Raw genomic sequence first — 20615 nt, 5'->3', positions numbered from 1 at the left:
GGGTCACTCCTCAAGCAAAAAACAGAAAACGTTCAGCCGGATTCATTCGGCTGATCAGACCTGTAGTTTTAGCTCCCCGGAGGTTACCCAACAAACGACCTTTAAGAGAGATATCATTCCGTTTATTCATGCTGCGAATCTGCCGGTAAAAAAGAGCACAGAGAAACAAGAAAAAGGACCACCCATGCTGAATAAACGCTACTTGCCGTCGATCACCGCGTTGCAGTGCTTCGAGGCCGTGACCCGGCATTTGAGCTTCACCCGTGCCGCCGAAGAGCTGAACCTGACGCAGAGCGCCGTGAGCAAACAGGTCGCGCAACTTGAAGAATTGCTGCAACACCTGTTGTTCCGCCGGGTGCGCCGACGCCTGCAAATGACCCCCGCCGGCGATTTGTACCTGGTGGAAGTGCGAAAAATCCTCACCCAAGTCGAAATGTCGACCCATTACCTGCGCTCCTACGGCGGTGAAACCGAAGTCTTGCGAGTCTCGACGCCTCCGACCTTCGGCGCGCGCTGGCTCGTGCCGCGCTTGAAAGGCTGGCGCCTGCGCCATCCGTCGATCCATTTGGACCTGTGCAGCGAACAGGAAGCCGATGATCTGCTGCAAGGTCGTAGCGACCTGGCGTTCTACTTTGGCCAGGGCTCACGGCCCGGCACCGAATGCCTGAAGCTGTTTGGCGAGGAGCTGGTGCCTGTCTGCGCACCGGGCAGCCTGCCGGACACGCCGTTCACCGACCCTACGCAACTCACCGACCTGGTCCTGCTGCAGAACGCTTCCCGGCCCCAGGCCTGGCACGACTGGTTCGACAGCCAGGGCTACCACACCGAACACAGCTACCACGGCCCGCGTTTCGAAACCTTTTACATGTGCATCCGCGCCGCCCAAGTCGGCTGCGGCGTGGCGCTGCTGCCGAAGTTTCTGGTGGAGGAGGAATTGGCCGACGGCAAACTGGTCATTCCCTGGAAACATGCGATGCCCAGCACCGACGCCTATTACCTGGCGTATCCGGAGCATTCGGCGGAAGTACCCAAGGTGCGGGATTTTGTGAAGTGGATGCTGGAGCAGATTGATAGCCCGGACATACCGCAAATTTAGGGTTGCAGCCAATACCTGTGGGAGCGGGCTTGCTCGCGAAGGGGCCGGCACACTCAACATCAATGTTGACTGGCAGTACGCTTTCGCGAGCAAGCCCGCTCCCACCGGGATCTGCTGCGATCTAAAAAATTGCTGGCAATACCTGCCGTTGATATGCGCCACTAGCCCCATTCATTGAAACAGCTGCAACGTCGCTGCCACGGGCCGCGGCCAGCCTGGAGACCCCTTATGAGCGAGAGTGTGTTTGCCGATCGCATCGTGCAGAACCTGCTCGACACCGACTTCTACAAACTGACGATGATGCAGGCGGTGCTGCACAACTACCCGAACGTGGAAGTCGAATGGGAGTTTCGTTGCCGTAACAGCGAGGATCTGCGCCCGTACCTGGCGGAGATCCGCTTTCAGATCGAGCGGCTGGCCGAATTGAGCCTGAGTGCCGATCAGTTGAGTTTCCTGGAGCGCATCAGCTTTCTGAAACCGGATTTCCTGCGCTTTCTCGGGCTGTTCCGCTTCAACCTGCGCTATATCCATACCGGCATTGAAAACGGCGAGTTGTTCATCCGTCTGCGCGGGCCGTGGCTGCACGTGATTCTGTTCGAAGTGCCGCTGCTGGCGCTCGTCAGCGAAGTGCGCAACCGCTATCGCTACCGGGAAATCGTTCTGGAACAGGCCCGCGAACAGCTCTATCGCAAGTTCGACTGGCTGACCGCCAACGCCAGCGCGGACGAATTGTCCGAGTTGCAAGTAGCCGATTTCGGCACCCGCCGTCGCTTCTCGTACCGTGTGCAGGAAGAAGTGGTGAACGTGCTCAAGCATGACTTCCCCGGCCGCTTCGTCGGTACCAGCAACGTGCACCTGTCACGGGAGCTGGACATGAAGCCGCTGGGCACCATGGCCCACGAATGGATCATGGCCCACCAGCAACTCGGTCCGCGGCTGATCGACAGCCAGATTGCCGCCCTCGACTGTTGGGTCCGCGAATACCGGGGTTTGCTGGGAATCGCCCTGACCGACTGCATCACCTCCGATGCCTTCCTCAATGATTTCGATCTGTTCTTTGCCAAGCTCTTCGACGGCTTGCGCCACGATTCCGGTGACCCGGTGCAGTGGGCGGAAAAAGCCATCGCCCACTATCACAAGCTTGGCATCGACCCGATGAGCAAAACCCTGGTGTTTTCCGACAGTCTGACGCTCCCCAAATCTCTGGAGATTTTTCGGGCATTGCGCGGTCGGATCAATGTCAGCTTCGGCATCGGCACCAACCTGACGTGCGATATTCCGGGTGTCGAACCGATGAGCATCGTGCTTAAAATGACGGCCTGCAACGGCCAGCCAGTGGCCAAGATTTCTGATGAGCCTGGCAAGACTCACTGCAAAGACCCGAATTTTGTCGCCTATTTGCGACATGTTTTCCAAGTACCTGCCGCCATTTCCAGCCCATCTAGCAAGGAGTGAATTCATGCAAGCCGTACAGCGTGAGATTGCTGAACAGCTCAAGGTCCAACCGCCCTTCGCGGATCAACTCGCCCTCGAGGCTGAAGTTGCCCGGCGGATTACCTTCATTCAGGACTGCCTGGTCAATGCCGGGCTCAAGACGCTGGTGCTTGGCATCAGCGGCGGCGTTGACTCCCTGACCGCCGGCCTGCTGGCCCAGCGCGCCATGCGTGAACTGCGCGAGAGCACCGGTAATGCCAGCTACAAGTTCATCGCCGTGCGCCTGCCTTATGGCGTCCAGTTCGACGAACATGATGCCCAGGCCTCAGTGGACTTCATTGTCCCCGATGAGCGCCACACCGTAAACATCGGCCCGGCAGTCAAATCCCTGGCCAGCGAAGTGGCGGCCTTCGAGGGTAAGGAGGCGGTGCAGAAGGATTTCGTGCTGGGCAACACCAAGGCGCGGATGCGCATGGTCGCGCAGTACACCATCGCTGGCGCGGCTCATGGCCTGGTGATCGGCACCGATCACGCGGCAGAAGCGGTGATGGGCTTCTTCACCAAGTTCGGTGACGGCGCCTGCGACCTCGCACCGCTGAGCGGCCTGGTGAAGAATCAGGTCCGGGCGATTGCCCGCAGCTTCGGCGCGCCGGAGTCGCTGGTGGAAAAAATCCCGACCGCCGACCTCGAAGACCTGTCGCCGGGCAAACCGGACGAAGCGTCCCACGGCGTGACCTACGCCGAGATCGACGCCTTCCTGCACGGCGAACCGGTGCGTGAGGAAGCGTTCAAGATCATCTGCGACACGTACAAAAAGACCCATCACAAGCGTGTGATGCCGTTTGCGCCTTGAGGACTTAGGTGCCTGTGCTGACGCCTTCGCGGGCAAGCCACGCTCCCACAGATTTTGTGTCGGACACCGGTAATGGGCACAACGCAAATCTTGTAGGAGCGAGGCTTGCCCGCGAAGAACGATGACGCGGTCAACCGTCAGACACAAAAAAAGCGTCCCTGGCGGACGCTTTTTTTATGCACTTGATTCGATTACTTCAGAGTAACCGTACCTTTCATCATCGAGATGTGGCCCGGGAACGAGCAGAAGAAACCGTACTTTTCAGCAGCATTGAGCTTCGACACATCAAAAGTCACCGAGTCGGTTTCCTTCGCGCCGATGACTTTGGTGTGAGCGATGATGCGGGCATCACCTTCTTTCAGATAGTTCTTGTCGATACCTGCCGCCAGGCCGTCGGTGGCGATCGGCTGCATGTCGGCTTCTTTGCTCAGTACCCAGTTATGACCCATGACGTTTTTTGGCAGGCTGCCAGAATGTTTCAGTTCCACGGTGAAGGTCTTGCAGCTCTTGTCGATGGTGATGTCCTTGGTATCGAAGGACATCTGGTCAGTGGAGTCGACAGTGACCTTGCATTCGGCAGCCATCAATTGACTGCTGGCCAGTGTCAGCAGGGATACCGCAACAAGTTTGGCAAACATGGTGAATCTCCAAGGCAGGGTTAACAAACGTTCTAATGGACAGAAGACTGCCTGAAATCTTCGCAAGTTCCTATGACCTGAATCAAAAATTGTATACAACTTTCGGGCTATGACACTCATCGAAACAATCTACCAGCCAGACGTCTGGCACGGCCCTATCATCAGGGCCGTCATCTCTCATCCGGAGCGTCTGTCATGTCTTTCAACAGTTTATTGAGCAGTTTGCTCGCCGCTTATGCCTGTGGCGCCAGCGGTACCTGTGAAACACCTGAATACGAGGTTTAACCCTTGGAACGATGCAAGCCTGCCTTTACTCTGTGGCCCTGATGACCATGGAGTAAGGCATGTCTTTAGCGTCCGTTTGTGTATTTTGCGGTGCCAGCGCTGGCACTAACCCGGCTTATCGTGAAGCGGCTGTCGCCCTGGGGCGAGCATTGGCCGAACGTAAGCTGACTCTGGTCTATGGCGGCGGCGCCGTCGGGCTGATGGGGATCGTTGCCGATGCCGCGCTGGCGGCCGGCGGTGAAGTGATCGGGATCATCCCGCAGAGCCTCAAGGACAAGGAAATCGGCCACAGCGGCCTGACCCGCCTGGAAGTGGTCGATGGCATGCATGCGCGCAAGGCGCGAATGGCCGAGCTCAGCGATGCCTTCATCGCTCTGCCCGGCGGCCTTGGCACGCTGGAAGAGCTGTTCGAAGTCTGGACCTGGGGCCAGCTCGGCTATCACGGAAAACCGCTGGGTTTGCTGGAAGTAAACGGTTTCTACAGCAAATTGACGTCTTTTCTTGATCATATCGTCGGCGAAGGCTTCGTTCGCGAAGCGCACCGTGACATGCTGCAAATGAGCGAATCGCCGCAAACCCTGCTCGACGCACTGGACGCCTGGCAACCCTCGGTACCGCCAAAATGGACCGAACAAAAACCCAGCTAACGGCTTGGCATCGATACAGGGCAGAATATGCGCCGCTCAACCTCACCTTCGACCCCAGAGGATCGCCCATGGCTAAACCTAATTATTCCTTCGCCAAACGTCAGAGAGACTTGGCCAAGGAGCAGAAGAAAGAGGAAAAGCTTCAGCGCAAGAAAGCTACAGCTGAAGAAGAAGCAGCAGCACTGAACCCGGATACCGAAGGCGAAGTGGCTACAGACGAAACTGAAGCACCGAAAGATCAGGCGCCCGACGCCTGAGACCCTCAGGGCCCGATGATCTGATCAGGCCCACCGGATCTGTGTCCAGGGTCAGCAACGTTGTTGCTGACCCTCACAGTCCCAGCGCCTTACCAATCGAATCGCGATAACCCTTGGGCAAGTTGGCAGGCAATTGCGCCGGATCGAACAAGCCGATTTCCTTGTGTTCATGACTGATCGTCGGCACAAAACCGCCTAGCAACTGACAGCGGTAAGTGGAGATGAACACGTGTTTGCCGGGGATCACCTCGAATAGGTATGAATCCAACGGCTCCCCCACTGCGACTTCAACATCCAGTTCTTCGACGATCGCGCGCGCCAGGCACTGTGGTGCTGTCTCGCCCAATTCGATTCGCCCGCCGGGCAACTCCCATTCATCGCGCTCGTTAAGCATCAGTACGATGAGGCCTTCGGGGGATCGTAGTACGCCTTTGATTGAAACCGGGAACATGGAAAACCCTCATCCGTAAAAGCAACACATCCACTGTGGGAGCGAGCCTGCTCGCGATAGCCGCTGTACATCCAACATTCATGTGACTGTCAGGCCCCTATCCAAGCAGGCTTGCTCCACACTGGATCTTCGTTAATCCAATGGCATTACGGTAACCCGCACCTCTGGATCATGGCTACCGCCACCCAGAATCACCCCACGCAACGGTGACACATCTGAAAAGTCCCGGCCCCAGGCCAGGGTGATGTGCTCCAGCGCCGGTTGCACATTGTTGGTCGGGTCGAAATCCACCCAGCCCAGCACCGGACAAAATACCGACACCCAGGCATGAGACGCATCGGCACCGATCAGCCGTGGCTGGCCCGGCGGGGGCTGGGTCAGCAAGTAGCCGCTGATATACCGCGCCGCTAATCCACGGGAGCGGACACAAGCGAGCATCAAGTGCGCAAAGTCCTGGCAAACCCCGCGTCGCCTCTCCAGCACTTCCACCAGCGGCGTTGCCACTTGAGTCGCTTCGGCGTCGAAGGTGAATTCGCTGAAGATCTTCTCCATCAACGCCTGAACCCCCAGCAGCAATGGCCGGCCAGGAGGAAAGCAACTTCCGGAGAACTCGACGAAGTTGCGCTTCAAGTGCACGTAAGGCGATTCGAACCGGTAACGGCAGGCTTCCAGCAATTCAGCAGACAGTGGCTGACTGCTGTAGGTCAGCGCATTGCAGGTTTTTTCCCAGGCTGGCGATTGATTGAAATCCAATGATGGTCGGGCCAGCACTTCGATCGTCAGGCTGGCATTGACCAGCAACTCATCGTGCGGCCGCTCGAATGCCAATCGGGTCAGCGGATTACCAAACACATCCAGCTCATCCCGGCGCGAGGTCGGATCGGGACTGATCTGCAATTGCTGATCGGTGCAGCGCTGCCAGTCACAGGGCCGTGGCCACAGATGCGCCAGTTGCTGGGCCAGGGACACCGGGCTGTCATAGTGATAATGGGTGTCGTGGAAAATCTGGTAATGGGCATTCATCAGACGGACACCGTGCGTTGGCTGACATCATCGACATGGGCGAAATGGCGCAAGGCCAGGCGATCCGACACCTGGCCACTGGCATCGGCGATCTCCTGCAACAGATCGGCCAGCCCCTCTATGGCGGCACGGACACTGGCCTCGCCAAACAGTGCGTTTTCCAGGCAACCCAGATCGAAGCGCGCCAGCCGCTCCACCAACTGCGGCAGACCTGTTTCACGCGGCGCACCAAAGTCGTCGTTCAAGCGCTTCAGCGTGCGGGTCACCAGCTTCAACTGGAACAACACCGCATGAGGGTTCTGCTCATCGAGCAACAACAGGTCCAGCACCGGGATCAATTGCGCCACCGCCAAGTACCGCGAGCGGTAGGTGATGCTGCTGTTGCCCAACTCCAGCAGCCATTCCAGTCCGGCCTGATCGCAAGTTCCGGCGCCACGCAGAAACGCCGCCAGGCTGCCGCTGAGAAATTGCAGCCGCTCGATCCGTCGTCCTATCATCAGGAAACGCCAGCCTTCGTCCCGGGTCATGTCGTCGAGGGCAAAACCAGACAGCGCCGCCAGCGACATCACCAACCGGTTGAGAAAATCCAGCAACTCGCCGAAATCCGGCTCGTCGGTTTCCAGCGCCATGGCTTCGCGCTGCAATTCCACCAGCGCTTGCCAGTTCTCTCGCGAGAGCTTGCCGCGCACTTGCGACGCCGCCCACTGCAAGCGTTGCAGGTTGGAGCGCAGGCTGAACGGCCAATCATCGCCAAGCAGCGCCGCCAGCAATCGCTCCGGCAACTCGCCCTCCTCCGGCAACAGATTCAAGCGTTCACCGAGATCGACCGCCGCCTCCAGGGCTTGCGGGTCATCGCCGTCAACATAGCGCGCGAGCATGATGCGCAGCAGCCGCGCGCTGTCATCGCAGCGTTCACAGTAACGGCCGAACCAGAACAGGTTTTCGACCACCCGCGATGGCAGATACGGATCGCGTCGCACCAGATCGTGAACGCCAATGTTGCGCTGGGCTTTCCATTGTTCGCCGCTGGGCGGGCGATCGCCCAATACCCAAGTGTCCTTGCTGGCGCCGCCGCGCTGCATCGACACCACTTCGGCGTCGGCTTCGGCGGCAACCCGGGTCAGCCCGCCGGGCAATACTCGATAGCCGTCCCGACTGGCCACCGCATACACGCGCATGCCAATGGCACGCGGCTGCAATTGGCCACCTTCGGCCTGCCAGATCGGCGCTTGGGACAGTTGCGCCAATTCTTGCGCAACATAGGCGTAAGGCCGTGCCTGCATGCGCTCCGCCAAGTCTTGACGCTGTTTTTCACTCAAGTCACGACCAAACACCGGAGCAAAGCTCTGCGAAGGAAACGCCGGTTTGATCAACAGCTCCGGCAGTTTTTCCAGGGCTTGGGCCAGCACAGGCGCTTCACCGCACCACCAAGTCGCGATAGACGGCAGAATCAGCTCTTCGCCGAACAGATACTGATTAATCTTCGGCAGGAAACCCAGCAATCCCGGCGATTCCAGCACGCCGCTGCCGAGGGCGTTGGCCACCAACACCCGGCCCTGGCGCACGGCTTCAAGCAGCCCCGGCACGCCGAGGGCCGAGTCGGTGCGCAGCTCCAGCGGGTCGCAGAAATCATCGTCGAGCCGACGCATGATCGCGTGAACCCGACGCAGGCCGCTCAAGGTTTTCAGGTAGACCGTGGCATCCCGAACGGTCAGGTCGCCACCCTCCACCAACGGATATCCGAGCTGACGAGCCAGGTACAAGTGCTCGAAATAGCTTTCGTTGAAACGTCCTGGCGTCAGCAGCACCACCAGTGGCGCTTCGTCATCGCTCGGTGCCTGACGGGCGAGGGTTTCCTGGAGTGTGCGGAAGAATCCGGCCAGGTGCTGCACCTTCAAATCGCGGTACAACTCGGGGAAGGCCCGGGACACGATGGTGCGGTTTTCCAGCGCGTAACCGGCACCGGATGGCGCTTGCGTCCGATCCGCCGTCACCCACCAGCAACCGTCAGGCGTGCGCGCCAGATCCACGGCGTACAGATGCAGAAACGCCCCGTCGGGCGGCGCAATGCCCTGACAGGGCCAGAGGAAGTTGTTGTGACCGAACACCAGCTCAGCCGGCAGCAGGCCTTCGGCGATCAAGCGCTGAGGGCCGTACAAGTCCGCCAACACAGCATTGAGCAACCGCGCCCGTTGAGCGATCCCGGCCGATAACTGTTCCCACTCATCGGCGGCAATCACATGGGGCAGCAGGTCGAGTTCCCATGGCCGGTCGGCGCCCTTGGGGTCGGCGTAGACGTTATAGGTCACGCCGTTTTCCTGGATCTGCCGGGTCAGCAGCGCCTGACGCTGCACCAGTTGCGCTGGCGTGCTGCGTTGCAATTGATCGAACAGCCGCCGCCAGTGCGGGCGCACGGCACCGCTGTCGTCGAGCAGTTCGTGATATGTGCCCGCGGTCAGCGGGTAGCGGTCAAGCAGATCAGGCATGGAAAGCTCGGCAGACAGCAAAGAACGGTCAGACTAACGCAGGCTCATGACGCCCGGATAGACGAAAAATCCGAGCGTCGCGTAGGGTTTAGAAACGTCGCAAATCGAGAGTCATCGGTAGCTCGTCGTTAATTTCCAGATTCGGTATAGGAAGTTTCCCTGGCGAGTGTCCGACGCGGAAGAAACGCGCCATCCGCCGACTCTCGGCCTCATTGGCGTTCACCGGCAGGCTGTCGTAGTTACGCCCACCCGGGTGGGCGACGTGGTACTGACAACCGCCCAGCGACCGCCCCATCCAGGTGTCGAGCACGTCGAACACCAACGGCGCGTGGACCGGGATGGTCGGTTGCAGGCAGTTAGCCGGTTGCCAGGCGCGAAAGCGTACGCCGGCGACGAACTCACCGACCCGCCCCGTGGGTTGCAACGGCACCGGGATGCCGTTGCACGTCAGCAGATAACGCTGGGGCGGCAGGCCACTGAGCTTGACCTGCAAACGCTCCAGCGACGAGTCCACATAACGCACCGTGCCACCTGCCGCGCCTTCCTCGCCGAGTACATGCCAAGGCTCCAGCGCCTGACGCAATTGCAGTTGGATGCCGCTGACGGCGTAGTCGCCGACCTTGGGAAAACGGAATTCCAGATGCGCCGCGAACCACTCGGCCCGCACGGGGTAACCGGCGGCATTGAGGTCGACGATCACATCAGCGAAATCCTGCTCGATAAAGTGCGGCAACAGGAACCGGTCGTGTAGCTCTGTGCCCCAGCGCGCCAGTTTCGGCGGTGCATAAGGCTCGCGCCAGAACCGCGCCACCAGCGCCCGCAGCAACAATTGCTGAGCCAGGCTCATGCGCGCATGGGGCGGCATTTCAAAGGCCCGCAATTCCAGTAACCCGAGGCGCCCGGTGGCGCCGTCCGGCGAATACAGTTTATCGATGCAAAACTCGGCGCGGTGGGTGTTGCCGGTCACGTCGATCAGCAGATTGCGCAGCAAACGATCCACCAGCCAAGGTGGGCATTCTTCGCCCGGCTTCGGCATCTGTGCGAAGGCGATTTCCAGTTCATACAGCGAATCGTTGCGCGCCTCATCCACCCGTGGCGCCTGGGACGTCGGGCCGATGAATAATCCGGAAAACAGGTAGGACAAGGATGGATGGTTATGCCAGTAACTGATCAAGCTGCGCAGCAGATCGGGACGGCGCAGAAACGGTGAGTCAGCCGGGGTCGCGCCACCCAATACGAAATGGTTGCCGCCGCCGGTGCCTGTGTGCCGGCCGTCGATCATGAATTTTTCGGTGGTTAGTCGAGTCTGGCGCGCCTCTTCGTAAAGAAACTCGGTGCGCTCCACCAACTCATCCCAGGTGGCGGACGGCTGGACGTTGACCTCAATCACACCCGGATCCGGTGTAATGCGCAAGTTGCTCAAGCGCGGATCACTCGGCGGTTCATAGCCTTCCAGCAACACCGGGCAATGCAGTTCCTCGGCGGTGGCTTCGATGGCGGCGACCAGTTCCAGATAGTCCTCTACCCGTTCCAGTGGCGGCATGAACAGGTACAACCGGCCTTCTCGCGCTTCGGCGCAGAAAGCGGTGCGGGTCAGCCAGTCGGCGGACTCGTCGATCTTTGGCGCACGCTCGTCGGCCGTTTGCGGTTGAGCATGATTCTGTAGCTGGTCGGTGCCCGGCAGCTCAGGAAAATCCTGATTGGGGTCGACAGGGTGAATGAACGGATACTCCGCTGCCTTCACCCAAGGCTGTGAGCCGAGTGGCAAGCGATACCCCAGCGGCGAATCCCCCGGCACCAATCGGCAATGATCTTCGCGCAGATACCAGCGACCGCTCTGCCACTGATCGCCCTTGGCGGTGCGCGCCAGCGGCAGGACCTGACCGATAACCTTGTCCAGCCCCTGGCTGAAGACTTTGCGCAGGCGCGCCCGCTCCAAAGGTTCTTCGAGACGAGAGTCTTCGGCGCTGACGTTCTGCGGCAAAGCGCCTTCGCGCCAGAGATAATAGAAATTGTCTTCGTAGGCCGGGAACACAAAGCGTGTCGGAATTCTCAGGCGTTCGGCGACACTCGCCAGAAAACGCCCGGCCAACTCGCCATCGGCGCCGTAGTCTTCCTGCTCATCGGCGATCAGCGCGCTGTTGTGCCAGATCGGCACGCCGTCGCGGCGCCAGTAGCAGTTCAGCGACCAGCGCGGCAGTTGCTCGCCGGGATACCACTTGCCCTGACCGAAATGCACCAGCCCCTTGGGCGCGTAATGCTTGCGCATGCGCTGGAACAGTTCGGCCGACAGCCGACGCTTGTCCGGCCCTAGAGCTGCGGTGTTCCACTCGGCGCCGTCCGGGTCATCGATGGAAACGAACGTCGGCTCACCGCCCATGGTCAGGCGCACGTCGCCCTCGAGCAGGTCGGCATCGATCTGCCGGCCCAATGCCTGAATCGCCAGCCATTGGTCTTCGGTGTAGGGCTTGGTAACCCGCGGCGCTTCCCAAATCCGCTCGACCGACATCTCGTGGGTGAATTCGCACTCGCACGGTTCCACCAAGCCACTGATCGGTGCCGCAGAGGACGGATCGGGACTACACGCCAACGGAATGTGTCCTTCACCGGCAAACAGCCCAGAAGTCGCATCCAGGCCGATCCAGCCGGCACCGGGCAAATAGACCTCGCACCAGGCGTGCAGGTCAGTGAAATCCACTTCGGTGCCCGAGGGGCCGTCGAGGCTTTTGACATCGGCGGTCAACTGAATCAGGTAACCGGACACGAAACGCGCCGCCAGGCCGAGGTTGCGCAGCAATTGCACCAGCAACCAAGCCGAGTCGCGGCAGGAACCGGAGGCATGCTCGAGAGTGTGTTCCGGGGTCTGTACGCCCGGTTCCATGCGAATCAGGTAGCCGATGTCTTCGCTGAGGCGCTGATTGAGGGCGACCAGAAAATCCACGCTCGGTAGCGGTGTGCGATCGATGCCATCCAGATAGGCCTTGAATTTCGGCGTCAGGGGCAAGGTTTCCAGATACGGCGCCAGCTCTTTGCGCTCATCCGCGGCGTAGGCGAAAGGGATCTTTTCGGCGTAGGGCTCGAGGAAGAAGTCGAACGGATTGAACACCGCCATCTCCGCCAGCAAGTCGACCTCGATCCGCAGCTCATCGGTTTTCTCCGGGAACACCAACCGCGCCAGGTAGTTGCCCTGGGGATCCTGCTGCCAGTTGATGAAATGCTGCTCGGGCGTGACTTTCAGCGCATAGGACAGTATCCGCGTGCGGCTGTGGGCAGCCGGGCGCAGACGAACGATCTGCGGACCGAGCTCGACGGCGCGGTCGTAGCGGTAATGCGTGACGTGATGCAATGCGACATGAATCGACACGGCGGCCTCCTGCGAGCCAGGGCATGGACACAAAGCGCGCAAGACTTATGCCAGAGCGGCCGTCATTGCGCTTTATCAACAGACCCGGTGCAGTACAGCACCAAAACGGCGCCGTGGCTGCGGTAATAGTGCAAGGGCTGCACATATTTGTGGCGCACGTGTGAGGGGCGGGTGCCGAATCCACCCAACTAACGGGCTTTGTGCTTTGCAATAACAGCTTGGCGCAAGTGACGTACTTCAAGCAGCTTCTGGCGCATCTCGCGGTGACGCTTGCTGTTGAGCAGCAATAGCGCCAGCAGTGGGAACAGCAACGTCACAGCATAAATCAGGGGATGCACCTCATATGCAATGGTGGGCAATACCCCAAGAAAACAAAGGGCCAGGAGTACGACCAGAGGCCGCACCCATTGCGGGCGACCGCGCGCGACCATGAAATTGCAGTGCACGACGATGAGGGTCAGCGCGATTCCCCCGAAAAAAGAGTACTTGGCGTTGTCAGCCAACGGAAGGTTTCGAAAATAGCTTTCGAAAAACAAAGGCACCGCAAAGACCAGGGTAAAAATTGACGCGAATATTGCCCCCATGAAGACCGGGAAATACTTCGGTAGAAAACTGCGAATGCTGGGCAGCTCATTCATTGCTCAGACTCCTCGTACAGGCCTACGGCAATGGTGCGGACATTCCCTGAAATTGCACTGCCGGTAAAACCGATAGCGGCGCCCAAGGCGTCTTTTATCTGAGTGACCGTTGCATGCTTGACCTCGGTGGGTGTGAAACGCTTGGGCAATTCACCCGACAACTGCTTCAACTTGATCATCTTCGACGTCAAGCGCGGGTCGTTGATGCTCAATAGTTCTTTGGTCAGCTTGGCACGTTCCTGTCGATTCAGCCCCCTGAGCACTTCCCTGACACTTTTCCCGGTCGTGGCCTTATTCAGTCTGACCAGTTTGAGCGTTGTCAGCGTGGATGCGCCTACCCCGACCAAGGACGCAGCATCCAGCGCAATCATGGTGTACTGGTACCACTCTTCGCTGTCGAGCTGATCGTTACGGGCAGGGTTGACGATCTCATTGCGGGTCCGATAGCCGCTGGCAAAACACTGCACTGAGCTGGCAGCCGCAGCGGTATAACCGAGCGCAGCGACCACAGTACTTGCCCCTGCCGAAAACGGAATAGCCACGGAGCCACTGAGCACTACGATCCAGCCGATCACTGCACCCGCGCACGATAAGGTGGTGTTGACTGCCTCACCAACCAGGCGTGATTCGCGAGGATTGTCCTGCACCTGCTGGGCAAACTGCGCAGGCGCAATGTACTTCTGCGCCTCGCGCAAAATGATTCGCTTGGGCCTGATACTGCAAATCGGCTTGAACTCGCGCAGGGTCACTACGTTGAACTCGGCGTCGATGTACACCACGCCCGCGCCGACGATTCCGGGATCGGCGTCGATGGCGGCGAACAGCCGTGGCAGGTTGATCTGGCTTTCGATGCGTTGGCGGGCCATGAACTGGGAGGGGCTGTAATCCATGCCGATGCCCGGTAAAGGGTTGCTCATGTGAATCGTCCTTGAAGATCGGGGATCTTTATTGCCTGTGCCGCCGTCATCGCGGGCGAGCCCGGCTCCCACAGGTTTTGGCGTCGTATAGGGAAATCGGCTTCCCGGGCAGTCATGAAGCGCGCGTCACCTTAGCAAACAGGCCGCACGCTCGCTAGAAAACAAAACGCCAGCACTGAGGCTGGCGTTTTGCGATAGGGCGAGCAGATTAACGCGGCACGACTGGCTTGCGGGCCGGTTTTGGCCCCTTGCCTTTGGCCGCATCCTTGCGCTCCTTGGCCGCCTGCTGATTGCGGGCAAACGCCGCAGCCTTGGCCTGTTCACGCTTGTCCCACGGGTTGCCGCCATCGCTGGCACGCGGCGGCAAGCCAGTGTGCTGGGTCAGGATCCTGGTGGTCTTTTCCCCGGCCACTTTGTGGCTGCCGGCCGGTGTCGAGTTCTTGCGACGGGCGCTCTGGTAGCTGTCGGTCGCCGGCTGATGCAGCGGGATCAACTGGTTCTTGCCCGGCCCGATCAAATCGGCGCGGCCCATGCGGGTCAGCGCTTCACGCAGCATCGGCCAGCCTTTCGGGTCGTGATAACGCAAGAACGCCTTGTGCAGGCGACGCTGCTCTTCGCTCTTGACGATGGTTACGCCGTCACTCTTGTAAGTGACCTTGCGCAACGGGTTCTTGCCCGAGTGGTACATCGCGGTAGCGGTAGCCATCGGCGACGGGTAGAAAGCCTGCACCTGGTCGGCACGGAAACCGTTGCCCTTGAGCCACAGCGCCAGGTTCATCATGTCTTCGTCGGTGGTACCCGGGTGAGCGGCGATGAAGTACGGAATCAGGTACTGCTCTTTCCCGGCTTCCTTGGTGTACTTCTCGAACATGCGCTTGAACTTGTCATAGCTGCCGATGCCCGGTTTCATCATCTGGTTGAGCGGACCTTCCTCGGTATGTTCCGGGGCGATCTTCAGGTAACCACCGACGTGGTGAGTCACCAGCTCCTTGACGTATTCCGGCGACTCGACCGCGAGGTCGTAGCGCAGACCGGACGCGATCAGGATCTTCTTCACACCCGGTAAGGCACGGGCGCTGCGATAGAGTTGGATCAGCGACGAGTGATCGGTGTTCAGGTTCGGGCAAATGCCGGGGAACACGCACGAAGGTTTGCGGCACGCCGACTCGATTTCCGGCGTCTTGCAGGCGATGCGGTACATGTTCGCGGTCGGGCCGCCAAGGTCGGAAATGACACCAGTAAAGCCTGGGACCTTGTCGCGAATCTCTTCGATCTCACGAATGATCGACTCTTCGGAACGGTTCTGGATGATCCGGCCTTCGTGCTCGGTGATCGAACAGAACGTACAGCCGCCGAAGCAGCCGCGCATGATGTTCACCGAGAAGCGAATCATGTCGTAGGCAGGAATCTTTTCCTTGCCGTACGCCGGGTGCGGAACCCGTGCGTAAGGCATGCCGAACACGTAGTCCATTTCTTCGGTGGTCATCGGAATCGGAGGCGGGTTGAACCAGACATCGACTTCGCCATGCTTCTGCACCAGCGCGCGGGCGTTGCCCGGGTTGGTTTCCAGGTGCAGCACGCGGTTGGCGTGAGCATAAAGCACCGCGTCGCCACGGACTTTCTCAACCGATGGCAGACGAATCACCGTCTTGTCGCGGGTCATCTTGGGGCTTGCCAGAATCTGCACGACTTTGGCTTCGCTCGGGTCTTCAACCGGACCTTTTTCCTGCTCGATGGCGCAGGCTTGCGTGTCCTGGGTGTTCACGTACGGGTTGATGATCTTGTCGACCTTGCCCGGACGGTCGATGCGCGTGGAATCGACTTCGTACCAGTCTTTGGGCGTGTCACGACGAATGAACGCGGTGCCGCGCACATCGGTGATGTCTTCGATCTTGTGACCATAGGACAGGCGTTGGGCGACTTCGACGATCGCGCGCTCGGCGTTGCCGTAGAGCAGAATGTCGGCACAGGCGTCGATTAGGATCGAGTTACGCACCCGGTCCTGCCAGTAATCGTAGTGGGCGATGCGGCGCAGGGAAGCTTCAATGCCACCGAGAACGATTGGTACATTCTTGTAGGCTTCCTTGCAGCGCTGGCTGTAAACCAGGCTCGCGCGGTCCGGACGTTTACCCGCCAGGCCACCGGGGGTGTAGGCGTCGTCGGAACGGATTTTCTTGTCGGCGGTATAGCGGTTGATCATCGAGTCCATGTTGCCGGCCGCGACGCCGAAGAACAGGTTCGGCTCGCCGAGCTTCATGAAGTCGTCTTTGGACTGCCAGTTCGGCTGCGCAATGATCCCGACGCGGAAGCCCTGGGCTTCCAGCAGTCGGCCGATGATCGCCATGCCGAACGACGGGTGGTCGACGTAGGCATCACCGGTGACGATGATGATGTCGCAGGAATCCCAGCCAAGCTGATCCATCTCCTCCCTGCACATCGGCAGGAATGGCGCTGGCCCGAAACATTCGGCCCAGTACTTGGGATAGTCAAATAACGGCTTGGCTGCTTGCATGTCGATAACCGGTGTTGGCTTTCATTGAATTTCGCGGGCGCGGAATATAGCACAAAATTTGATCAATTCCGACGGCTACGGTCGGAAATTGCGGCGACCCCATCGCGGGCAAGTCGAATCGTCGCACCGCCGCTCCCACAGGTTCGGTGTGATCCCTGTGGGAGCGGGCTTGCCCGCGATGGGGCCCTCTCAGGCGCAACACAACTTATTCGTCGTCGAAGTTGTAGCTACCCGGCGCCAGGTTTTCGAAGCGGGTGTATTTACCGATGAACGCCAGTCGTGACGTACCGATCGGGCCGTTCCGCTGCTTGCCGATGATGATCTCGGCGATGCCTTTATGCTCGGTTTCCGGGTGGTACACCTCATCCCGGTACACGAACATGATCACGTCAGCATCCTGCTCGATCGCTCCGGATTCCCGCAAGTCGGAGTTGATCGGGCGTTTGTTCGGGCGTTGCTCCAGGGAGCGGTTGAGCTGGGACAGCGCCACCACCGGGCAGTTGAATTCCTTGGCGAGGGCTTTCAAGGAACGGGAGATCTCGGAAATCTCGTTGGTCCGGTTGTCGCCGCCGGAACCTGGAATCTGCATCAACTGCAGGTAGTCGATCATGATCAGGGCGATGTCGCCGTGCTCACGCACCAGACGCCGGGTCCGCGCGCGCATCTCCGAGGGACTGATACCAGCCGTGTCGTCGATGAACAGCTTGCGATCGTTCAGCAGGTTGACCGCCGAGGTCAGGCGTGGCCAATCGTCGTCGTCCAGGCGACCAGCCCGGACCTTGGTCTGGTCAATACGCCCAAGGGACGAAAGCATACGCATGATCAGCGATTCGCCTGGCATCTCCAGCGAGTAAACCAGCACGCACTTGTCGCTGCGCAACACGGCGTTTTCCACCAGGTTCATCGCAAAGGTGGTTTTACCCATGGACGGACGGCCAGCGACGATGATCAGGTCGGAAGGCTGCAAGCCGCTGGTCTTCTCGTCGAGGTCGGTGTAACCGGTGGACAGGCCGGTGATGGCGTTGTCGGTGTTGAACAAGGTGTCGATGCGGTCGATAGCCTTGGTCAGCAGGTCATTCACGCTCACCGGGCCGCCGGTTTTTGGCCGGGCCTCGGCGATCTGGAAGATCTGCCGCTCAGCTTCGTCGAGAATCTCTTCAGCTGTGCGGCCTTCCGGGTTGAAGGCGCTGTCGGCAATTTCGGTGGCGATGCCAATCAACTGCCGCAACGTCGCCCGTGCACGAACGATTTGCGCATAGGCCTTGATGTTGGCGACGGACGGCGTGTTTTTCGCCAGCTCACCCAGGTAACCGAGGCCACCGACCTGGGACGTCTGACCTTCCTTGTCCAATTGCTCGGCAAGGGTCACGACGTCGATCGGGGAGTTCTGATCGGCCAGTTTGGCGATCGCACGGAAGATCAAACGGTGGTCATGACGATAGAAATCGCCGTCCGAAACCTGATCGAGCACGCGTTCCCAGGCGTTGTTGTCCAGCATCAGACCACCGAGCACGGCCTGTTCGGCCTCGATGGAATGCGGCGGCACCTTCAGGGCAGCGGTTTGCAGATCGTATTGCTCGGGAGCGGAGATATCGTTCATGGCCACTTGGTTTATTTAAGAAAAGCAGGGGGTTCAGAAAGACAAAGGGCACGACCTGTAAACAGGATCGTGCCCGATGTTACCGGCAAGCACCCGAGGGTGCCAGCCGACAAGTGCTGCTTAAGCTGCTACCACGACAACGCGTACGGTGGCTTCAACTTCGGCGTGCAGGTGCACGGCTACGTCGAATTCGCCTACGTTGCGGATGGTGCCGTTCGGCAGACGAACTTCGCTTTTTGCAACTTCAACGCCAGAGGCGGTCAGTGCATCAGCGATGTCGTGGGTGCCGATCGAACCGAACAGCTTGCCTTCGTCACCAGCGGTGGCAGTGATAGTCACTTCCAGCTCAGCCAGTTGGGCGGCACGGCTTTCAGCCGAAGTTTTACGGTCTGCTGCGGCTTTTTCCAGCTCAGCGCGACGCTCTTCGAACGCAGCCAGGTTGGCAGCGGTCGCAGCGGTAGCTTTGCCGTAAGGCAGCAGGTAGTTACGACCGTAACCAGCCTTAACGTTCACTTTGTCACCCAGGTTGCCCAGGTTGGTGACTTTTTCCAGAAGGATCAGTTGCATGTGAAAATCCTCTTAACTTTTAACCTTCACCGTTCGCGTTATCGGCATCTTTCGGTGCCGAACGACCGCGAAAATCAATCAGGCTGTCGACGATGGCCAAGACCACCAGCAACGGATAGATCAGCTGCATGAACAGCAACAGCGTGACGTACAACCCCACCAGCCAGAATTTGGCCAGTCGCTTTTGCGCCACCAGCCCGTGAATCAGGGCCAGCCCGGCGAACACCAGCGGTACGCTGCACAACGGTGTCAACATGGCCATCTGCGAACCTAAGTTAGGCCCCAGAAGCATCAACACCAGCAGCAACATCGCCGGTAAAAGCGGGATTCGGATGGCGCGAAACTCGCGACCAAAACCACCCGGGTTGTACAACAACGCCTGCCAGTAGCGCCCGACAATCAGGCTCAGCACACTGACGATTTGCAACAAGGCCGCAATCAGGCCGGTCAGGACCGGTGCAATCAGGGACGCGAAACGCGCTTGCTCGTCTACCGACAATTGCTGGTAGACATCACCGAGTAGCGACGGCATGACTTTTATCAAAGCCTGCGCCAGCATCTCGATCTGGGGCGCAAAAGCCGCCCCCAGCACCACTGAAAACACCAATCCCATCGCTATGCTGACCAGCAGCACGCGGTTCCAGGACTCACTTGCGCGCAAAACCAACGCAAGGCTCGAAGACCCCAGCAGCACCAGAAGTGCCCGTGGGTCGTCGGAGTAAAGCCACCAGATCAACGCCGGCAGCAGTCCCAGAGCAAGAACGCCCAAGGCGTCCTTCAATCCGCGCCGCAGGAGCACAAGGCATCCGGCGGCAGCACCCAACCAATACAACAACGGCAATGTTGCGCATCCGGCCACTACCAGAGTGGCCTGCATACGGCCGCGCATGATGAACTCAGCTAAGGCGCGCATGCATTCAATCCTTTGCTACGTGTCGACTGCCCGGTCTCAGCGGCCGTGGCTGTCGGTGTAGGCCAGCAGGGCCAGGAAGCGGGCGCGCTTGATAGCGGTGGCCAGCTGACGCTGATAACGTGCTTTGGTACCGGTGATGCGGCTTGGAACGATTTTGCCGGTCTCGGATACGTAAGCTTTCAGAGTGTTGAGATCTTTGTAATCGATCTCTTTCACGTCTTCAGCGGTGAAGCGGCAGAATTTACGACGACGGAAGAAACGTGCCATTTGATAGGCTCCTTAAAAGGTCCGTGGATTACTCGTCAGCGTTATCGCTGGCGTCGCTGTCATCACCATCAACGCCTTCGGCGTCGGAGTGCTCAGGACGGTCGCGACGCTCACGGCGCTCACTGCGGTTTTCTTCAGCCTTGAGCATCTCGGATTGGCCGGTAACGGCTTCTTCGCGACGGATGACCAGGTTACGGATCACTGCATCGTTGTAGCGGAAGTTGTCTTCCAGCTCGGCCAGGGCCTTGCCAGTGCACTCAACGTTCAGCATCACGTAGTGAGCCTTGTGAACATTGTTGATTGCGTAGGCCAGTTGACGACGGCCCCAATCTTCCAGACGGTGGATTTTGCCGCCGTCTTCTTCGATCAGCTTGGTGTAACGCTCAACCATGCCGCCGACTTGCTCGCTTTGATCCGGGTGGACCAAAAAGATGATTTCGTAATGACGCATGAATGCTCCTTACGGGTTGTAGCCTGCCGCTCAAAAGCGGTCAGACAAGGAGTGAATGACACTAATGGACTTGCTTGCGATAGACACATGCGTGCCTGCCGTCACAGCAAGGGGCGCAATTGTAGAGAAGGGACAGGAGAGGCGCAAGGCAATTGGTGATTATTTGAACAACCCCCAATCTTCGCCCAGACACAAAACCACTGTGGGAGCGAGCCT

18 protein-coding genes are annotated in these 20615 nt (G+C 59.3%); 5 read left to right on the top strand and 13 right to left on the bottom strand.

The window, feature by feature from the left end:
• The first annotated feature begins 184 nt into the window (after positions 1–184).
• The 3 genes from AB3226_RS17540 (at position 185) to nadE (ending at position 3383) form a co-directional block, all read left to right on the top strand.
• Positions 185–1096: a LysR family transcriptional regulator gene (locus AB3226_RS17540; RefSeq protein WP_367373968.1), complete on the top strand. Its 912-nt coding sequence runs from the start codon at positions 185–187 to the stop codon at positions 1094–1096.
• 228 nt (positions 1097–1324) lie between these two features.
• Complete coding sequence (pncB, locus tag AB3226_RS17535) at positions 1325–2551, top strand: nicotinate phosphoribosyltransferase (protein ID WP_048396150.1); 1227 nt, start codon at positions 1325–1327, stop codon at positions 2549–2551.
• A gap of 4 nt (positions 2552–2555) precedes the next feature.
• Positions 2556–3383 (top strand): ammonia-dependent NAD(+) synthetase, encoded by an 828-nt coding sequence (gene nadE, locus AB3226_RS17530; RefSeq protein WP_367373967.1) that lies wholly within the window; start codon positions 2556–2558, stop codon positions 3381–3383.
• Positions 3384–3574: 191 nt separating this feature from the next.
• Here nadE and azu read toward each other — a convergent pair whose 3' ends face one another.
• A complete protein-coding gene (gene azu, locus AB3226_RS17525) occupies positions 3575–4021 on the bottom strand; it encodes an azurin (RefSeq protein WP_095052895.1) in 447 nt (148 codons plus the stop codon).
• 344 nt (positions 4022–4365) lie between these two features.
• On the opposite strand from azu, the gene AB3226_RS17520 reads away from it, so the two are divergent.
• Together AB3226_RS17520 and AB3226_RS17515 are read left to right on the top strand one after the other, a co-directional pair.
• Positions 4366–4953, top strand: a complete 588-nt coding sequence (locus AB3226_RS17520; RefSeq protein WP_367373966.1) for a TIGR00730 family Rossman fold protein — start codon at positions 4366–4368, stop codon at positions 4951–4953.
• A gap of 68 nt (positions 4954–5021) precedes the next feature.
• Positions 5022–5210: a hypothetical protein gene (locus AB3226_RS17515; protein WP_007902706.1), complete on the top strand. Its 189-nt coding sequence runs from the start codon at positions 5022–5024 to the stop codon at positions 5208–5210.
• A gap of 73 nt (positions 5211–5283) precedes the next feature.
• On the opposite strand, the gene AB3226_RS17510 is transcribed toward AB3226_RS17515, so the two are convergent.
• From AB3226_RS17510 to rpsF, 12 genes are all read right to left on the bottom strand, one after another.
• Positions 5284–5661 (bottom strand): NUDIX domain-containing protein, encoded by a 378-nt coding sequence (locus tag AB3226_RS17510; RefSeq protein WP_367373965.1) that lies wholly within the window; start codon positions 5659–5661, stop codon positions 5284–5286.
• A gap of 132 nt (positions 5662–5793) precedes the next feature.
• Entirely contained in the window at positions 5794–6684 is an 891-nt protein-coding gene (locus tag AB3226_RS17505; RefSeq protein WP_367373964.1) for a transglutaminase N-terminal domain-containing protein, read from the bottom strand.
• Positions 6684–9170 carry a circularly permuted type 2 ATP-grasp protein gene (locus AB3226_RS17500; RefSeq protein ID WP_367373963.1) on the bottom strand — a complete coding sequence of 829 codons (2487 nt, stop codon included), beginning with the start codon at positions 9168–9170 and terminating at the stop codon, positions 6684–6686. The genes AB3226_RS17505 and AB3226_RS17500 overlap by 1 nt, the downstream gene beginning before the upstream one ends.
• A gap of 88 nt (positions 9171–9258) precedes the next feature.
• The gene (locus tag AB3226_RS17495) at positions 9259–12534 is read right to left on the bottom strand and encodes a DUF2126 domain-containing protein (RefSeq protein WP_367373962.1); all 3276 of its coding nucleotides are present in this window, start codon (positions 12532–12534) and stop codon (positions 9259–9261) included.
• A gap of 188 nt (positions 12535–12722) precedes the next feature.
• Positions 12723–13172 (bottom strand): hypothetical protein, encoded by a 450-nt coding sequence (locus tag AB3226_RS17490; RefSeq protein WP_367373961.1) that lies wholly within the window; start codon positions 13170–13172, stop codon positions 12723–12725.
• A complete protein-coding gene (locus AB3226_RS17485) occupies positions 13169–14089 on the bottom strand; it encodes an NAD synthetase (protein WP_367373960.1) in 921 nt (306 codons plus the stop codon). The genes AB3226_RS17490 and AB3226_RS17485 overlap by 4 nt, the downstream gene beginning before the upstream one ends.
• 208 nt (positions 14090–14297) lie before the next feature.
• Positions 14298–16601, bottom strand: a complete 2304-nt coding sequence (locus tag AB3226_RS17480) for a YgiQ family radical SAM protein (protein ID WP_367373959.1) — start codon at positions 16599–16601, stop codon at positions 14298–14300.
• A gap of 205 nt (positions 16602–16806) precedes the next feature.
• Positions 16807–18201 (bottom strand): replicative DNA helicase, encoded by a 1395-nt coding sequence (gene dnaB, locus AB3226_RS17475; RefSeq protein WP_007902695.1) that lies wholly within the window; start codon positions 18199–18201, stop codon positions 16807–16809.
• A 120-nt stretch (positions 18202–18321) separates the two neighbouring features.
• Positions 18322–18768 (bottom strand): 50S ribosomal protein L9, encoded by a 447-nt coding sequence (gene rplI, locus AB3226_RS17470; protein WP_003197251.1) that lies wholly within the window; start codon positions 18766–18768, stop codon positions 18322–18324.
• A 19-nt stretch (positions 18769–18787) separates the two neighbouring features.
• Positions 18788–19681 (bottom strand): hypothetical protein, encoded by an 894-nt coding sequence (locus AB3226_RS17465; RefSeq protein WP_007902692.1) that lies wholly within the window; start codon positions 19679–19681, stop codon positions 18788–18790.
• Positions 19682–19717: 36 nt separating this feature from the next.
• Positions 19718–19948 (bottom strand): 30S ribosomal protein S18, encoded by a 231-nt coding sequence (gene rpsR, locus AB3226_RS17460; RefSeq protein ID WP_002551829.1) that lies wholly within the window; start codon positions 19946–19948, stop codon positions 19718–19720.
• A gap of 28 nt (positions 19949–19976) precedes the next feature.
• Complete coding sequence (rpsF, locus tag AB3226_RS17455; protein ID WP_007902678.1) at positions 19977–20399, bottom strand: 30S ribosomal protein S6; 423 nt, start codon at positions 20397–20399, stop codon at positions 19977–19979.
• Between the last annotated feature and the right edge of the window lie 216 nt (positions 20400–20615).

This window comes from Pseudomonas lini, assembly GCF_964063345.1.
Classification (GTDB): Bacteria; Pseudomonadota; Gammaproteobacteria; order Pseudomonadales; family Pseudomonadaceae; genus Aquipseudomonas; species Aquipseudomonas lini_B.
This window is presented reverse-complemented; position numbering and strand designations above follow the sequence as displayed.

Excerpts from the sequence above, each read along its gene's own strand:
- AB3226_RS17540 (WP_367373968.1), top strand. The coding sequence starts at position 185 with ATGCTGAATAAACGCTACTTGCCGTCGATCACCGCGTTGCAGTGCTTC.
- pncB (WP_048396150.1), top strand. The coding sequence starts at position 1,325 with ATGAGCGAGAGTGTGTTTGCCGATCGCATCGTGCAGAACCTGCTCGAC.
- nadE (WP_367373967.1), top strand. The coding sequence starts at position 2,556 with ATGCAAGCCGTACAGCGTGAGATTGCTGAACAGCTCAAGGTCCAACCG.
- azu (WP_095052895.1), bottom strand. The coding sequence starts at position 4,021 with ATGTTTGCCAAACTTGTTGCGGTATCCCTGCTGACACTGGCCAGCAGT.
- AB3226_RS17520 (WP_367373966.1), top strand. The coding sequence starts at position 4,366 with ATGTCTTTAGCGTCCGTTTGTGTATTTTGCGGTGCCAGCGCTGGCACT.
- AB3226_RS17515 (WP_007902706.1), top strand. The coding sequence starts at position 5,022 with ATGGCTAAACCTAATTATTCCTTCGCCAAACGTCAGAGAGACTTGGCC.
- AB3226_RS17510 (WP_367373965.1), bottom strand. The coding sequence starts at position 5,661 with ATGTTCCCGGTTTCAATCAAAGGCGTACTACGATCCCCCGAAGGCCTC.
- AB3226_RS17505 (WP_367373964.1), bottom strand. The coding sequence starts at position 6,684 with ATGAATGCCCATTACCAGATTTTCCACGACACCCATTATCACTATGAC.
- AB3226_RS17500 (WP_367373963.1), bottom strand. The coding sequence starts at position 9,170 with ATGCCTGATCTGCTTGACCGCTACCCGCTGACCGCGGGCACATATCAC.
- AB3226_RS17490 (WP_367373961.1), bottom strand. The coding sequence starts at position 13,172 with ATGAATGAGCTGCCCAGCATTCGCAGTTTTCTACCGAAGTATTTCCCG.
- AB3226_RS17485 (WP_367373960.1), bottom strand. The coding sequence starts at position 14,089 with ATGAGCAACCCTTTACCGGGCATCGGCATGGATTACAGCCCCTCCCAG.
- AB3226_RS17480 (WP_367373959.1), bottom strand. The coding sequence starts at position 16,601 with ATGCAAGCAGCCAAGCCGTTATTTGACTATCCCAAGTACTGGGCCGAA.
- dnaB (WP_007902695.1), bottom strand. The coding sequence starts at position 18,201 with ATGAACGATATCTCCGCTCCCGAGCAATACGATCTGCAAACCGCTGCC.
- rplI (WP_003197251.1), bottom strand. The coding sequence starts at position 18,768 with ATGCAACTGATCCTTCTGGAAAAAGTCACCAACCTGGGCAACCTGGGT.
- AB3226_RS17465 (WP_007902692.1), bottom strand. The coding sequence starts at position 19,681 with ATGCGCGCCTTAGCTGAGTTCATCATGCGCGGCCGTATGCAGGCCACT.
- rpsR (WP_002551829.1), bottom strand. The coding sequence starts at position 19,948 with ATGGCACGTTTCTTCCGTCGTCGTAAATTCTGCCGCTTCACCGCTGAA.
- rpsF (WP_007902678.1), bottom strand. The coding sequence starts at position 20,399 with ATGCGTCATTACGAAATCATCTTTTTGGTCCACCCGGATCAAAGCGAG.